Origin of the sequence: Brachybacterium halotolerans subsp. kimchii, from assembly GCF_020792675.1 — a bacterium.
Taxonomy (GTDB): domain Bacteria; phylum Actinomycetota; class Actinomycetes; order Actinomycetales; family Dermabacteraceae; genus Brachybacterium; species Brachybacterium halotolerans.
The window spans coordinates 3,101,247-3,115,621 of sequence record NZ_CP086254.1 but is presented as its reverse complement, the minus strand read 5'-3'; the positions used below and the strand labels follow the sequence as shown (position 1 = coordinate 3,115,621).

12 protein-coding genes are annotated in these 14,375 nt (G+C 72.8%); 6 read left to right on the top strand and 6 right to left on the bottom strand.

Features of this window, described 5'->3' with window-relative positions:
- Window positions 1–18 precede the first annotated feature (18 nt).
- Window positions 19–543 (bottom strand): DnaJ family domain-containing protein, encoded by a 525-nt coding sequence (locus Bra3105_RS13960; RefSeq protein ID WP_228357320.1) that lies wholly within the window; start codon window positions 541–543, stop codon window positions 19–21.
- A gap of 187 nt (window positions 544–730) precedes the next feature.
- Here Bra3105_RS13960 and Bra3105_RS13955 point away from each other — a divergent pair, with 187 nt between their 5' ends.
- Window positions 731–1,645: a phosphotransferase gene (locus tag Bra3105_RS13955; RefSeq protein ID WP_228357319.1), complete on the top strand. Its 915-nt coding sequence runs from the start codon at window positions 731–733 to the stop codon at window positions 1,643–1,645.
- A gap of 25 nt (window positions 1,646–1,670) precedes the next feature.
- Here Bra3105_RS13955 and Bra3105_RS13950 read toward each other — a convergent pair whose 3' ends face one another.
- The 4 genes from Bra3105_RS13950 to Bra3105_RS13935 form a co-directional block, all read right to left on the bottom strand.
- Window positions 1,671–2,168 (bottom strand): FBP domain-containing protein, encoded by a 498-nt coding sequence (locus Bra3105_RS13950; RefSeq protein ID WP_228357318.1) that lies wholly within the window; start codon window positions 2,166–2,168, stop codon window positions 1,671–1,673.
- 325 nt (window positions 2,169–2,493) lie between these two features.
- Entirely contained in the window at window positions 2,494–3,198 is a 705-nt protein-coding gene (locus Bra3105_RS13945; protein ID WP_228357317.1) for a YdcF family protein, read from the bottom strand.
- Window positions 3,199–3,261: 63 nt separating this feature from the next.
- The gene (locus Bra3105_RS13940; protein ID WP_228357316.1) at window positions 3,262–4,311 is read right to left on the bottom strand and encodes a GNAT family N-acetyltransferase; all 1,050 of its coding nucleotides are present in this window, start codon (window positions 4,309–4,311) and stop codon (window positions 3,262–3,264) included.
- Window positions 4,312–4,425: 114 nt separating this feature from the next.
- Window positions 4,426–5,802: an NAD-dependent succinate-semialdehyde dehydrogenase gene (locus tag Bra3105_RS13935; protein ID WP_228357315.1), complete on the bottom strand. Its 1,377-nt coding sequence runs from the start codon at window positions 5,800–5,802 to the stop codon at window positions 4,426–4,428.
- 348 nt (window positions 5,803–6,150) lie between these two features.
- Here Bra3105_RS13935 and Bra3105_RS13930 point away from each other — a divergent pair, with 348 nt between their 5' ends.
- From Bra3105_RS13930 to Bra3105_RS13915, 4 genes are all read left to right on the top strand, one after another.
- On the top strand, window positions 6,151–8,430 hold the full coding sequence (locus Bra3105_RS13930; RefSeq protein ID WP_228357314.1) for an NADPH-dependent 2,4-dienoyl-CoA reductase: 2,280 nt from the start codon (window positions 6,151–6,153) through the stop codon (window positions 8,428–8,430).
- Between the two features lie 148 nt (window positions 8,431–8,578).
- On the top strand, window positions 8,579–9,400 hold the full coding sequence (locus Bra3105_RS13925; RefSeq protein WP_228357313.1) for an HAD-IIB family hydrolase: 822 nt from the start codon (window positions 8,579–8,581) through the stop codon (window positions 9,398–9,400).
- A 66-nt stretch (window positions 9,401–9,466) separates the two neighbouring features.
- Window positions 9,467–10,297 (top strand): SDR family NAD(P)-dependent oxidoreductase, encoded by an 831-nt coding sequence (locus Bra3105_RS13920; RefSeq protein ID WP_200502409.1) that lies wholly within the window; start codon window positions 9,467–9,469, stop codon window positions 10,295–10,297.
- 109 nt (window positions 10,298–10,406) lie between these two features.
- Window positions 10,407–11,603 (top strand): MerR family transcriptional regulator, encoded by a 1,197-nt coding sequence (locus Bra3105_RS13915; RefSeq protein WP_228357312.1) that lies wholly within the window; start codon window positions 10,407–10,409, stop codon window positions 11,601–11,603.
- A gap of 51 nt (window positions 11,604–11,654) precedes the next feature.
- Here Bra3105_RS13915 and Bra3105_RS13910 read toward each other — a convergent pair whose 3' ends face one another.
- Window positions 11,655–13,619 carry a penicillin-binding transpeptidase domain-containing protein gene (locus tag Bra3105_RS13910; RefSeq protein WP_228357311.1) on the bottom strand — a complete coding sequence of 655 codons (1,965 nt, stop codon included), beginning with the start codon at window positions 13,617–13,619 and terminating at the stop codon, window positions 11,655–11,657.
- A gap of 80 nt (window positions 13,620–13,699) precedes the next feature.
- On the opposite strand from Bra3105_RS13910, the gene Bra3105_RS13905 reads away from it, so the two are divergent.
- Window positions 13,700–14,329: a hypothetical protein gene (locus Bra3105_RS13905; RefSeq protein WP_228357310.1), complete on the top strand. Its 630-nt coding sequence runs from the start codon at window positions 13,700–13,702 to the stop codon at window positions 14,327–14,329.
- Window positions 14,330–14,375 lie beyond the last annotated feature (46 nt).

The window sequence follows — 14,375 nt, the reverse complement described above, 5'->3', positions numbered from 1 at the left end:
CTGTGAGTCTACGGGCGACTACCGGTCGGCGGGCGTCCCCGGAGAGGCCTCGTGACCCGCATCCCCTCGCCCCAGGAGCCTTCGCCACCAGGAGGTCCGCGGAGGCGCTGCGGCGGACCGGGCACGGGCGGCCGCGAGGTCCGCGCGCTCCTGCTCCGCGCGGGCGGCGCGGAGCTCTCGCCAGCGCGCGAGGGCCTCGTCGGTCTCGAGGGTCGGAGAGATCATGCGGGCCATGGGGTGCTCGAGCCGGTCGTCCATCACCCGGCCCGTGAACTCCTCGGCATAGGCGCGGACCGCGTCCTCGTCGGGGAGCTCGACGAGGGTCTCGTCGCGCGCGGCGTACTCGCGGCGCAGCAGCACGACCGTGGGCAGCAGGGCCGCGGGGTCGACCTCGCCCTCGGCGATGCGCTGCTTGATCCACCAGTCGGGATCGTGATGGGTGGGCAGCTTCAGAGGCTTCCCGCTGCCGGGGAGATCGTCGAAGTCCCCGCGGGCCATGGCCTCTTCGATGGCGCCGTCGACCCACTTGCCGTCCCGGATCATCGGGTCCTCCTCGCGGATCGGTGCTCGGCGCGTGCGGGCTGCGCGTCCTCGCGCCCCGCCTCCACTCTCCCCTTGATCCTCTCGCGGCGAGGCGCGGGAGTCCAGGACGGCGGGCGGGGACGGTGGACGCGGACGACGACCGGATAACCGATGGACCGGCCCCGTGCAGGCCCGTACCCTCCGCGGGATGAGCATGCACGAGGACGAGATCCCGCTGTCGGCCGACGTGGCCGCCGCGTGCATCGTCGGCATGCGACCCGACCTCGCCGGATGCCCCGTCCGCGTCCTGCCCGCCGCGGGGACGACAAGCCACATCGTGCGGATCGGCGACTCCCTCGCGGCGCGGTTCCCCCGCCGTCGGGCCGACCCGGCGCAGGTGCGCCGCGACCTCGAGGACGAGCAGCGCGCCATGGCCGAGTTCGCCCTCGCGAGCCCCGTGGCCGCCCCCGTCCCGCACGGGGTCGGAGCGCAGGGCCCCGGGTTCCCGCTCCCCTGGTCCCTGCAGACCTGGGCGCCGGGAGTCCCGACGACGCCGCGCGGGATCGAGTGCTCCGCGTCCGTCGCCCGGCAGCTCGCCTCGCTGATCTGGGCGCTCAGGGAGGGGGACGTCGGCGAGCGCCGGTTCTCCGGCACCGGACGGGGCGGCCGCCTGCCCGATCACGACGACTGGGTCGCCCACTGCCTCCATCGCAGCGAAGGTCTGCTCCCGGTCGACGATCTGCGACGCATGTGGGAGCGCGCCCGCTCGCTCCCGCGCGAGGGCCCCGACGCCCTGTGCCACGGCGATCTGATCCCCGCGAACCTCCTCGTCGATGGCGCCGCTGTCGAGCCGCGCCTGGTCGGCGTGCTGGACACGGGCGGGTTCGGTCCCGCCGATCCCGCGCTGGAGCTCGTGGTCGCCTGGCATCTGCTCGACGCCGAGCGGCGGGCCGTGCTGCGTGAGCAGCTGGGGGCATCGGACCTGCAGTGGGCGCGCGGGGCCGCCTGGGCGCTCGAGCAGGCGCTGGGCCTGGTCTGGTACTACCGGAGCACGCTGCCTGCGATGGCCGAGCTGGGACGCACGACCCTCCGGCGCCTGCTCGCGGATCAGGTGCTGGACTGATCCCGACAGGCTCGACGGCTCGTGCTCAGGCGGCCATCACGGCGCGGGCGAAGGCCTCGACCCGCGCGCGCAGACCGGCGATCCGCTGCTCGCGGTGATAGGCGAGCAGGGCGGGGTCCTGCGATCGCACCTCGAAGGCCGCCGGCTCGCGGCGCACGTTGCGCGAGCACCGGAAGTCGGCGCACACCGAGGTGCCGATGGAGTTGCCGCGTCGGCCGCGCGCGCCGGCACGCGGGGCCACGAAGGAGGCCGCGGCGACGCCGTCGACGACGTCCTCGCACCAGCCGCACAGCATCTTGCGAGCGGCGGGCTGCTCGGCGCCGCGCAGCAGCAGGCACACGGTCTCGTCGCCGACCTCGAGGGCGACGTAGTGCTGCCGCGGGCGCTTGGCATCGTGCCAGCCCAGGTAGTCGAGGTTCTCGAAGTCGATCCCCGAGAGGTCGGGCACCTGAGCGCGCGAGGCGTCGCCCTTGCTGGCGTTGACGAAGGAGCTGCGGATGATGGATTCGGTCAGAGTGCGCATGGGTGAGTCCTCACGGAGCGCCCGGCGTGCCGGAGCGCGGGTGGTCGGGAGAGTCCAGGTCAGCGGAGGCGCGCGGATCTCGCAGAGGAGGCCCCGAGGGCCGCCCCGCTTTCCGCGTGCCGGCTGCGCATGCTGACTGCTCCCTGCGTGGAGGACGTGTCCGCGACGGGGATCTCCGCGACGGACGTTCGCGGGGCACCGGCCCACTGCCGGACCCGTGCCGCTGCGAGCACATTAGCAACGGCGCGAGCAGCGGGCAAGGGATTTTCTCGTCGGCCCGTCGGTCCCGGGTCCCGTCGGTCCCGGGTCCCGTCGTCCCTGGCACTCACGCCATGAGACCGTCGCGGCGTGCGCGCCGCAGACCCTCCAGTCCCATCACGACGAAGGCGGGCTTGCGCAGGATCTGCTCTCCGAGCCGATTGCCCTCGGCGGGCGCGAGGCGGGCGGCGAGATCGGGGCGCAGGGTGCGCAGGAAGCCCTCGGCGCGCACCGAGTGCAGGGGGTCGCTCGCGAGCACGATGCGATCGGCGTCCTCGAGGAGTGGCAGCACGTTGCGCACGTTCTCCCAGGTCGTGACGCTCTCGTCCTCGAGGACGAGGGGCCCGGCGTAGCCGCGCTCGGACCGGGCGAAGCGGGCCATGTGCTCGGCCTCGGAGACCTCACCGTGCACGGCCCCGCCGGCCATCACGAGCAGGCTGCTCGTGGCCTGCGGGTCCCGGGAGCGCAGACCCACGTCGACCCGCCAGCGGTTCACCGCGTTGATGCGCCGGCCGGGATTGCCATAGCCGAGCACCACCATGACCTCGCGGAGGCCCCCGAGATCGCCCGTCGGCCCCTCATCGGGACGCGCGCGGTCGGGATAAGGCCCCTCGAGCTGTGCGCGCTCGGCGCGGGCCGCGCGGGCGGAGAACACCTCGCCCGCGGCGAGGACGCCCGCCACGAGCCCGACCGAACCCAGCGCGGCGAGGATCAGCGGCGAGCGCCGGTCTCGGCGAGCGCGGCGGGAGCGGGCCTGCGATGCGGGGGACACGTTGTGATCGTACGGGCGGGACCTGTGGCCGACGAGCGTGTTCGCCGCCCGTTCACCTGTGCATCAGGCCCCGTCGGCGCGCGCCTCGCCCTGGAAGCCGATCTCGCGGAAGGCGATCTCGAAGCCGAGCTTCTCGTTGATGCTGATCATCCAGGGGTTCACATGCGAGTTCCAGGTGACCAGGCGCCGCAGCTCCGGGAACGCCTGGCTCAAGCGGCGATGGTTCGCGACCTTCAGTGCCAGGCCCAGGCGATGTCCGCGATGACCGGGCATGACCAGGGTGTTCTCCTGCCAGCCGACGGTCGTCCCCGCGGATCCCTGGACGTGGATCTCGCTGTGCGCAGCGATCGAGCCGTCGGGCGCGAGGGCGACCGCGATCAGCACGCGGGTGCCGGCGTCGGCGCGGCGCTTCTCGAAGGTGCGGATCCGCTCGGGCGTGTACTGCGGCGCCTCGGACTCGAAGTCCTCGTCGGGATCGTCGAGGTCGAGCTGGCGCAGCACGACGCCGAAGGACTCGAGGTGCTCCTCGGGGACCGCGTCGTCCCACAGGCGGATCTCATAGTCACCGGCCTTCTCGGCGGCCTCGGCGGCCAGCTCGTCGAGCAGGTCCTCGGGCACGGGCAGCGTCAGGGTCCGGCACACGCCCATCGTCCGCCGCTCCAGGCCCATACGCGCGGCGATCCGCCGGGTGGGCAGCGCGGGATCATCGGGGTCGCCCTGCGCCGGAATCTCGCCCCAGTACGAGACCTGGTGGCGGTCGGAGTCGGCGACCGCGGGCAGCAGGGCCTGCTCGATCATGGCGGTCGCGACGCCGTGCCCGCGATAGGCGGGATGGACGGCGAGGCCCAGATCCACGGCGTCGAGGTTCTCCTCCAGCGCCAGGTGGACCGTGCACAGGCCGACGACGCTCGCGCCGCCGTCCATCGGCTCGACCTCCGCGATCCAGCGGTGCTTGGTCCAGTAGGGGGTGTCGGCGAGGATCGCGCGGCGCTGGGCGACGGTGTGCTTGTCCACCGCGCCGAAGAGGTCGCGGTCGTTGGCCTCGTCGAGCGCGTTCAGCTGCTCGAGCATGCCGGGCTCGTCGACATTCAGCGGGCGGACGGTGATCTCCATGAGCGCCAGTCGACCATGCGGTGAGCAGGGCGTCCACGGATTTACCTGCAAGAGGCGCACGGAGCCGTCGACCACCCGTAAGGCGCGGTCGACGGCTCGCTCTGCAGCCGATGATCAGGCAGCGGAGGTGCGACGCAGGCGAGTGTTGACGAACTCCCCCATGCCCCAGCGACCCAGCTCCCGGCCGAATCCGGAGCGCTTGACCCCACCGAACGGAAGCCCCGCAAGGGTCGTACCGTGCTCGTTGATGTAGGCCATACCGACCTGGAGTCTGTCTGCGACCTCCTTCGCGCGCTCGAGGTCGGCACCCCACACGGATCCGCTCAGCCCGAACGGCACGTCGTTCGCCAGCTGCACTGCCTGATCGATGGGACCGTACTCGTGGATCACGGCGACGGGGCCGAAGATCTCCTCGGAATAGGCGTCCATCTCCGGCGTCACGCCCGAAAGGACGGCTGGACGCATGAACGCGCCGTCGCCCTCGATCGCCTCACCCCCGACGTGCAGGTGCGCGCCCTGCTCCACGGCACGTGACACCTGCTCGACGACGGTATCCCGCGCGCCGACGGAGGACAGCGGACCCACGTCAACGCTCTCATCGGTCGGGTCGCCCACGACAGCCTGTTCGAACGACGCGATGACCCTCGAGGTGAACTGTTGCGCCTGGTGTCGGGGCACGATCATCCGCTTGGGCGAGTTGCAGGCCTGGCCGGCATTGGAGAGCCGAGCCGTGGCGGCGGTGCGGGCGACCTCGTCGATGTTCGCGTCCTCGAGGACGATGAGGGGGTCGGAGCCACCCAGCTCCAGCACGACCTTCTTGAGGTTCTTCCCGGCCGTCTCGGCGATCGACGCGCCGGCACGCTCGCTCCCCGTGAGAGACACCCCACGCACCCGCGGGTCGGCAATCATGTCAGCGATCTGTTCGTGACCGGCGAAGACATTCGCATAGACACCGTCAGGGGCACCCGCTTCGTGAAGGATATCCGCCATGACCGTCGACGATGCCGCACAGATCTCGGCATGTTTGAGGATGATCGTGTTCCCCGCGATCAGATTCGGGGCCGCGAAGCGCGCGACCTGGTAGTAGGGGAAGTTCCACGGCATCACCCCGATGAGGGGGCCGATCGGCTCCGTCTGGACCAGGGACTCCTGTGCACCCTGGGGGTCGAGCTGCTCGCTCCGGAGGATCTCGGGACCGTGCGTCGCGTACCAACGGTAGATCGACCCCGCGAGCTGTGCCTCGCCGATACCCTGGGCGAGCGGCTTGCCCATCTCTTGGGCGATCAGTCGACCGAGCTCCTCCTGCCGCTCGTCGTAGGCATCGGCGGCACGCTCGAGGATCGCGGCGCGCTCTGCCGCCTCCTTGGCCCGCCATTCCGAGTATGCGTCGGCCGACTGCGACAAGGTCCTCTCCACCCCTGCCTCGTCCAGGCCGTCATATTCCCTGATCGTTCGTCCCGTTGTCGGATCGGTGGTCGTGTATCCAGCCATACGACCCACGCTATGGGGAGGGCCACCCCCTGTAAAGACCGGTCTGCTCGAGCTCGCAGTCCTCCGTGGAGTGCCGGTGCGTCGCGACCGTGCGAGAACCCTGATGTGCAGGGAGGTTGCGCGAACACTGTCGGACGCGCACCCCGCCCACATCCGCTTTACCGGACGGTCTGTATCCCGTAGCCCGGCGGCGGGAGCGGGCTTCGGCAGGCTCCCCCGGAGGTACGCGCCGAGATGCCCAGGTTCGACGGGATCGACCCCAGCTCGACGGAGGCTTGTGCCCGTGTGCCTCGTCGTCCCCGTAGCCTGTATCGGACGTCGCTCCGCACCGGCCCATCGGAGGTCCCCATGCCCGAGCTCGCCCAGGGCTCCTTCCCGCATCTGCTCTCGCCCCTGGATCTGGGCCCGTTCACCGTGCCGAACCGGCTGGTCATGGGGTCGATGCACGTCGGCCTCGAGGACGAGGCGGCCGACGCCCCGAAGCTCGCCGCGCACCTCGCCGAGCGCGCCCGCGGCGGCGTGGGCCTGATCGTCACCGGCGGGTACTCGCCGAACCTCAGCGGACGCCTCACCCCGCACGGGGCGCAGGTCCGGCCGCGCCGGATGGACGCGCATCGCCTGGTCACCCGGGACGTCCACGAGGCGGGCGGACGCATCGTCCTGCAGCTCCTGCACGCGGGCCGGTACTCCTTCCACCCGCTCGCGGCGGCCCCGTCGGCCGGGAAGTCCCCGATCACCCCCTTCCGCGCGCGCGGCCTCACCCGCGCCGGGGTGCGGCGCACGATCGCCGACTTCGCGCGGGCCGCGCGGGCGGGCGTCGAGGCCGGGTACGACGGCGTCGAGATCATGGGCTCCGAGGGATACCTGCTCAACCAGTTCCTCGCCCCGCGCACCAACCGCCGTCGTGACCGCTTCGGGCGCACGGCCGAGGACCGCCGCGCGGTGCCGCTGGCCGTCGCGATGGCCGTGCGCGAGGCGATCGGTCCGCGCGCCCTGCTCACCTACCGCATCTCGCTGCTCGACCTCGTGCCCGAGGGCCAGGACTGGGAGGAGACGCTCGCGCTCGCCCACGCACTCGAGGAGATCGGCGTGGACGTGCTCTCCACCGGGATCGGCTGGCACGAGGCCCGCGTCCCCACGATCGCGACGTCCGTGCCGTCGGGCGCATTCGTCGAGGTCAGCCGACGGCTCCGCGAGAGCGTCGACGTTCCCGTGGTCGCCTCCAACCGTCTGCACGACCCGCACCTCGCCGAATCCGTGATCGCCGACGGCTCCGCCGACCTCGTCTCCATGGCGCGCCAGCTCCTCGCCGACCCGCAGCTGCCCGCGAAGCTCGCGAGCGGCCGCGAGCGCGAGGTCGTCTCGTGCATCTCCTGCAACCAGGCGTGCCTGGACAAGGTGTTCTCCGGCGAGCGCGCGAGCTGCCTGGTGAACCCGCGGGCCGCCCGCGAGACCGAGCTGACGCTGCTGCCCGTCCCGGTGCCGCGCCGGCGGAAGGTGGCGGTCGTCGGCGGTGGACCGGCGGGCCTGGAGGCCGCCGTCGCCGCGGCGGAGCGCGGCCACGTTGTCACCCTGTTCGAGGCGTCCTCGCAGATCGGGGGCCAGTTCCTGTTCGCCTCGCGCATCCCCGGCAAGGAGGCGTACGCCGAGGCGCTGCGCTCCTGGCAGTCGCGGCTCGTCGCCGAGGGCGTGGACGTCCGGCTCGAGACGCGGCCCGACGCGGGATCGCTGCGCGGCTTCGACGACGTGATCATCGCGACCGGCGTGCGTCCTCGCGTGCTGGATCTTCCCGGATTCGGGACGACGGCCGGACGGACGACGAGCCGGGCCGGGGCCGAGGAGCCCCAGGTGCTGAGCTACGCCCAGCTGCTGTCGATGCCGCGCCACGAGGCCCTCACGGCGGTCGGCGAGCGCGTCGCCATCATCGGCGCCGGAGGCATCGGCGTGGACGTCGCCGAGTTCCTCACCGCTCCCGAACCGTCCCTCACCGAGGACCCGCCCGCCTGGCGCGAGCGCTGGGGCATGGCCGACCCGGCCGCGTTCCGCGGCGGCCTCGCCGCGTCGGCCGCATCGACGCCGTCCTCCATGTCCGCAGGGCGGGCCCCGTCGGCCCTCGCCGTCGCGGACCCTCCCGCGACGGAGACGCCCTCTTCCGTCCTGACCGATTCCCATGCAGCACCGGCCCGTCCCCGCGAGGTGCACCTGCTCCAGCGCAAGAGCTCGAAGATCGGGAAGGGCCTGGGTCGCACGACCGGCTGGGTGCACCGGGCCGAGCTGCGCCACGCCGGGATCATCGAGCACCGCGGCGTCGCCTATCGCAGCATCGACGCCGCCGGCCTGCACGTCACCGACGGGCAGCCCGAGGAACGGCCCGATGACCAGCCCGGAAGTCGGAGCGAGAACCGGGTCGAAGGACAGGATCCGGAGGCACGGGAGAGTGTGATCGCCGTGGACACCGTCGTGATCTGCGCGGGCCAGGTCTCCGAGCGCACCCTCGCCGACGAGCTGCTCGCCCTGCAGGGCGAGGACGCGCCGCGCGTGCACGCCATCGGCGGGGCCGACGTCGCCGCCGAGCTCGACGCCGAGCGCGCCATCCGCCAGGCCGTCGAGACCGCCGCCGCGCTCTGAGAGCGGCGGCGCCCGAACGAGCGCGGTCGGGTCAGGCGAGTGCGGCCGAGCCCGGCGCGCGGTGGTGCCCCGGCAGGCACGCCCGCCTCTTGCTACCGTTCTGATCGGCGCTCTCGCGCCGCATCCCGAATCCGTGGAGGAGTCCCCCATGCCCGCTGCCGCCTCCCCGCGGATCGTCCTCACCGACTTCGACGGCACCTTCGCCGACCACGGCGTGGTGCCCGAGTCCCACATCGAGGCGACCCGCCGGGCCCGCGCGAACGGGCACACGGTGCTGCTGAGCACGGGGCGTGCGATCTGCATGGTGCCGCGCGCGGTGCGCGAGCTCTTCGACGGCGCGATCACGGGCGCCGGAGCGGTCGTCGAGATCGGCGGCGAGCGCCTGTGCGACCACCTGGTGCCCGAGGACGTCGGCCGGCGCGCGGCAGAAGTGCTGCTGGGCCATGGCGTCGGCTTCGCCCTCGAGGCCTCCGACGCGATCTTCACGACCCCGCACACCGCGGAGGTGATGCGGGCGCGGCTCTCCGACGGCGGCCGCGCCGAGCGCAACGCGCGCGAGGTCCTCGCCTCCGTGCAGACTCCGGAGGACCTCACCGCCCACCGCTTCGCGAAGATCTCCGTGTGGGGCAGCCCGGTGCCGATGGAGGTGCTCGCGCGGGAGATCGGACCCGCCCTGCGGCCACTGCCGAACTCCGTGGCGACCGACGACTCCCACGCCGGGGAGCTCCAGCTGGTCGACGTCGACAAGGCCGACGGCATGCGGCTGATCCTCGCGCACCTGGGGGCCGACGTCTCCGCCGCGATCGCCGTGGGCGACGGCATGAACGACCTGGGCATGCTCGAGGCCGCCGGCACCGCGGTCGCGATCGACGGCGGAGCCTCGGCCCTGCTCGAGCACGCCGACCTCGTGGTGCCGCCCCCGAGCGAGAACGGCTTCGCCCTCGCCCTCGAACGGCTCGGACTGCTCTGACCGCCGGGCCCGTCGGCCCCTGCACCTCATCCCCTCCCCCGCCCCGTCCACCGAAAGGACCGGCCCATGCGCCCGCTGCACCTCGAGAACGCGACCGTGATGGTGACCGGCGCGAGCTCCGGCCTGGGCGTCGAGTTCGCCCACCAGCTGGCCGCCCGCGGCGCCGACCTCGTGCTCGTCGCCCGCCGCGCCGACCGCCTCGCCGAGGTCGCCTCGCAGATCGGCTCCGCGCACGGCGTCACCGTCACCACGCTGACCATGGATCTCTCGCGCGAGGGCGCCGCGGCCGCGCTGCGCCGCGACCTCACTCAGCGCGGCATCACCCTCACCGGGCTCGTGAACAACGCGGGCTTCGGGTACTCCGGCGCCCTGCACCGGGTCGACGAGGAGCGCACCCTCGAGATGGTGCGCCTGAACGTCGACGCGCTCGTGGACCTCACCACGACGTTCCTCCCGGACCTGCGGGCGAGCGGGAACGGGATCCTCGTGAACCTCGCGAGTCTCGCCGCCTTCCAGCCGAACCCCGGCCTCGCCGTCTACGGCGCCTCGAAGGCTTTCGTCCTGAACTTCACGCAGGCGCTGTGGGAGGAGTCGCGCTCCGCCGGTCTGCGCGTGCTCGCCCTCTGCCCCGGCCCCGCGAAGACCGAGTTCTTCGAGGTCGCGGGCGAGGCCGCCGCGGCGGGCCTGCCGCGCATGGAGCCCGACGAGGTCGTCGAGGCCGCCCTCAAGGCGCTCTCCCGGCGCCACCCGCCGTCGACCGTGGTGCCGGGGATGGCGAACACCGCGATGGCGCAGCTGACGCGCCGCGTGCTGCCCACGCGTCTGGTGGCCTCCACCGTGGGCCGGATGATGCGGCGCGGCGAGGCACGCGGAGAGGCGCGCGGCCAGGAGCGTTGACCCTCCCCTCGGGGCAGGGACCAGCGTGCGGGGTGCGGGAGATCCCCGCACCGGAGAATCCGGGGCATCACGCCCGGGCGCACCGCCCGGCACGACGAGGAGCCGCACGATGGGAACCGACGGACGGGACGCTCGCGGACGCATCGCACCCGAGGACTTCCTCGGCATCGGGGAGCTGGCCCGCCGCAGCGGGCTCAGCCCGAAGGCACTGCGTCTGTACGACGCCTCCGACCTGCTGCCGCCGCGGCACGTGGACCCGTTCACCGGGTACCGACGCTACGGCGCCGACCAGGTGGGGCGTGCCCTGCTCATCGCCCGTCTGCGGGGACTCGGCATGGGGCTCGAGCGGATCCGCGTGATCTGCGACCTCCCCGCCGACGCCGCCGGCCAGGAGCTGCGCTCCTGGTGGTTGCAGGAGCAGGCCGACGCCCGCACCCGCAGCACCGAGGTGGCCTCGCTGCTCACGGACCTCCGGACGCTCCCGACGGAGGAGAGTCCCATGACCACCGACCACACCGAACGCACCAGGCGCACTGATCAGACCGGGCACACCGGGCACTCCGGCGAGCGCAGTGCGACCGCATCCGCCGCCGTCCGCATCGCGCACGTCCTCGAGCAGGGCGGCGTGCGCGCGACGCAGCAGGACGCCGTGCACATCCAGGACCTGCCGGGCGAGCGCCTTCTGCTCGCGATCGCCGACGGCTTCGGGGCCGACGACGACCTCTCCGGCCGCCTGCTCGACGCCCTCGGCGACGGCCTGCGCACGGCCCTCGACGGCGGCGCGGGCACGCCTCCCGCCTCCGATGTCCTCACCGCGCTCGAGTCCGCGTGGGCCGCGCTCCCGGATCTGCTCCCGGCCGACGGCGCCTCCGGCGCGGCCCTCCTCGCGGCGGTCCTCGACGGCGAGCGCCTCGTGCTCGCCCATCTCGGGGACGGCCGGGCCCTGCTCGTGCGTGAGGAGCACGTCGAGCCGCTGACCAGGGATCACACGCAGGTCGCGTCGCTGGTGGCTGCGGGGCGGCTGACCGAGGAGGAGGCCGCGGCGGATCCCCGGCGCGCCGTGCTGAACCGCGCGCTCGCTGCCGGCGCTCCCACGGCGCCCGATCTCATCGCGCGCACGCTCACCGCGGGTGACCGGCTGGTGCTCACGAGCGACGGGATCCACGCGGTCCTGACCCCGGAGGCGCTCGGCGAAGCGGTGCTCGCCGGCGCCTCCCCGGAGCGGACGGTCCAGGACCTCGCGCGTCGGACGCTCGAGGCGGGCGCTCCGGACAATCTCGCCGCGATCGTCGCCGACCTCGGCTGAACGGGCGCGGGGCCGACGCCGCGCGCGCACGAGGCCGGCGCGGCCCCGCGCTCACCCCTGCTTCTGGGCGTCCTGCAGGACCTCCTTGGCGATGGGTCCGGCGGTGGTCGCACCGTAGCCGCCGTCCTCGACGAAGGCCGCCACGACCACATCGCCCTGGGCGACGACGACCCACGAGTGCAGCTTGTCGTCCCCGTTCTCGTCGGTCCACTCGGCGGTGCCGGTCTTGCCGATGATCTGGTCGCCCTTCACATCCCCGAACGTGCTCTTGAGCGTGCCCTCGGTGACCACGCCGTGGAGCATGTCCTGCAGCTGGGAGGTCTCGTCCTTCGTCAGCGGGTTGTCGACATCGGGGGCCTTCGAGTCGTCGTCCGCGAGGATGCGGGGACGCACGGTGGAGCCGTTCTGGATGCTCGAGAGCACGGTCGCCATGCTCAGCGGCGAGGTGAGCACGCGGCCCTGGCCCATCATGTCCGCGGCGTGCTCGACGCCCGAGTCGTCGGGGTCGACCTTCCCCATGAACGCGCTGCTGAGGCCCTCGGGCGCGTCCTGGCCGATGCCCAGTGTGGTCGCGGCGTCGGCCAGCTTCTTCTGGGAGACCGTGTCGTACTGCAGCAGCATCGCCGTGTTGCAGGAATGGGCGATCGCGGTGGCCAGGGACATCTTCCCGAACAGGCTCTTGTCCATCGAGTCGGCGTTCTTGAAGGACCGCCCCTCGACGCTCGCGGTCGCGGGGCACTCGACGGTCGTATCGGGGGTGTCGCCCGCGCGCAGCAGGGACAGCGCGGTCACGGTCTTGAACGTCGAGCCCGGCGCGTACTGGCCCACGAGGCCCACCGGGTAGGACTGGCCCGTCGGGCCGAGCGCGGAGGCCAGGACGTCACCGGTCGATGGCTGCATGACGACGACGGCGCTCGCGGAGTCCTGGTCCGCGATGGCATCGGTGGCCTTCTTCTGCAGGTCGGTGTCGAGGGTGGTCTGCACGTCCTTGCCCGCGGTCGCGTCCGTCGCGTGGAGCTTCCGCTCCTTGCCGGTCTTCGCGTCCGCCGCGACGACCTCGACGCCCGGGGTGCCGACGAGGGCGTCGCGCTCGGCCGCGGCGACCCCGCCGCTGCCCACCATGTCGCCCTCGACGATCTTCCCGTCGGACTCATCGATGTCTTCCTTCGTGGCCTCGCGCAGGGAGCCGAGGACACCCGGCGCGAAGTCCTTGGTGACCGCGAGCGGCTGGGTCTCCTTCTCCTCGTGGTACCCGGGGACGTCGGCCGCCTTCCCCAGCGGGTAGTCGTCCACGGCGCTCTCGCGGATCGTGAGGGCGGGGACGAAGGCCTTCTCCCCCGCGCTCTTCACGGAGGCGGCGAAGGTGTCGGCGTCGATGCCGAGGAGATCGGCGAGCTTCTTCGCGGCGTCCTGCTGCTGGTCGGCGTCGACCTGGGTCTTGTCGATGCCGAGCACACGGACCTCGCGCGGGCCGTAGAGGTCGTCGCCGTCGCGGTCGGTGATCGAGCCGAGGTCCCCCTGGACGGTGCGCAGCGAGACGGTCTCGTCGGCCGTGAGATCAGGGGCGAGCTCGGAGGGATCCAGGCTCGTCGCCCAGGTGTCCCCGTCCTCGGTGAGGGTCGCGGTGGTGGTGTAGTCCCAGGTCCCGGCGTCGTGCGGGAGGGTCCAGCTCCAGTCGAGGGTCGCCGTGCGCGTCCCGTCGTCCCCCTTCTCGACCTTCGAGACGTCGACGCTGGGTGCCTTCCCGGTGGCGTCCTGGAGGTCGCCGAGGGCTTTCTCGCGCTCCTTCTTCGCGCCGGCGGCATCGGTGCCCGTGAGCGTCACGCCGCTGAAGTCACCGCTCGCGAGGGCCGTGGCCAGCGCCTTCGCCTCCTTCGACCCGTCGCCCGCGCGGTCGCGGACGATGAAGAAGGCGGCGATCAGGGCGAGGACCACCACGGCGGAGATCCCCGCGATGATCGGCCCGCGACGACGGCGGGTGGGTGTGGGCTCGGAGGGTGAGGAAGCAGACGCCATGCGCTCCATCGTCCTGCACCCTGCTGGGATCCGTCCACAGATGCACAGGACCTCCACGGCGCGGCGGATAGGTTGGAGGCGTGAGCGACCCCCAGCCGCCCCTCCGGTCCGCCGCCCTCCGGGCGGCGGCGCCCGTGGCGGCGCGCGCGATCGTCGGGACCCGTCGGCTCGTGCTGGCCGACGCGCTGTTCGGGATCGCGCTCACCCTCGTCCTCGCGGTGCCCCTGGCCTCGACCATCTCCATCGGTCTGTGGGGTGATCAGCTCGCCGGCGAGCCCACCGGCAATCCCGACGACGGGGTCGGAGTGTTCCTCGCCTGGCTCGGCATGAGCCTGCTGGCCCTGGTCCTCGCAGCGCTCCTGGCGATCGCGGCGCTCGTGCTCGACATCCTGGTGCTGATCCGCACCCTCGAGCTCACCACCGGGCGCCTCGGAGCGGTGGTGCGCGGGGGTCGCCGGCTGCTGTTCGCGCTGCTCGGCGCCTGCGGGATCGTCACGACCCCCGTCCTCGGCCTGCTCTGCCTGGTGCCCTCGCCGGTGCTCGGACCCGGGACGGCGACCGACTCCGTGCTGCTCGTCCTGCTGGGTCTCGCGTTCGTCGCGCCGATCATGTGCCGCCTGCTCATGATCGCGTTCTCCCACGAGCTGGCGATCATCGGCCTCGCGGCTCCGTCGCAGGCCCGGCAGATCACCACCGGCCCGCATCCCTAGACCGGAACCCGAGGACCCGCACCTGGACCGGCACCTGGACCGGCAC

Bases quoted from the DNA above. Each gene is read 5' to 3' on its own strand.
- Bra3105_RS13950 (WP_228357318.1), bottom strand. From the start codon at position 2,168: ATGCGCACTCTGACCGAATCCATCATCCGCAGCTCCTTCGTCAACGCC.
- Bra3105_RS13920 (WP_200502409.1), top strand. From the start codon at position 9,467: ATGCGCCCGCTGCACCTCGAGAACGCGACCGTGATGGTGACCGGCGCG.
- Bra3105_RS13960 (WP_228357320.1), bottom strand. From the start codon at position 543: ATGATCCGGGACGGCAAGTGGGTCGACGGCGCCATCGAAGAGGCCATG.
- Bra3105_RS13940 (WP_228357316.1), bottom strand. From the start codon at position 4,311: ATGGAGATCACCGTCCGCCCGCTGAATGTCGACGAGCCCGGCATGCTC.
- Bra3105_RS13935 (WP_228357315.1), bottom strand. From the start codon at position 5,802: ATGGCTGGATACACGACCACCGATCCGACAACGGGACGAACGATCAGG.
- Bra3105_RS13930 (WP_228357314.1), top strand. From the start codon at position 6,151: ATGCCCGAGCTCGCCCAGGGCTCCTTCCCGCATCTGCTCTCGCCCCTG.
- Bra3105_RS13925 (WP_228357313.1), top strand. From the start codon at position 8,579: ATGCCCGCTGCCGCCTCCCCGCGGATCGTCCTCACCGACTTCGACGGC.
- Bra3105_RS13955 (WP_228357319.1), top strand. From the start codon at position 731: ATGAGCATGCACGAGGACGAGATCCCGCTGTCGGCCGACGTGGCCGCC.
- Bra3105_RS13910 (WP_228357311.1), bottom strand. From the start codon at position 13,619: ATGGCGTCTGCTTCCTCACCCTCCGAGCCCACACCCACCCGCCGTCGT.
- Bra3105_RS13915 (WP_228357312.1), top strand. From the start codon at position 10,407: ATGGGAACCGACGGACGGGACGCTCGCGGACGCATCGCACCCGAGGAC.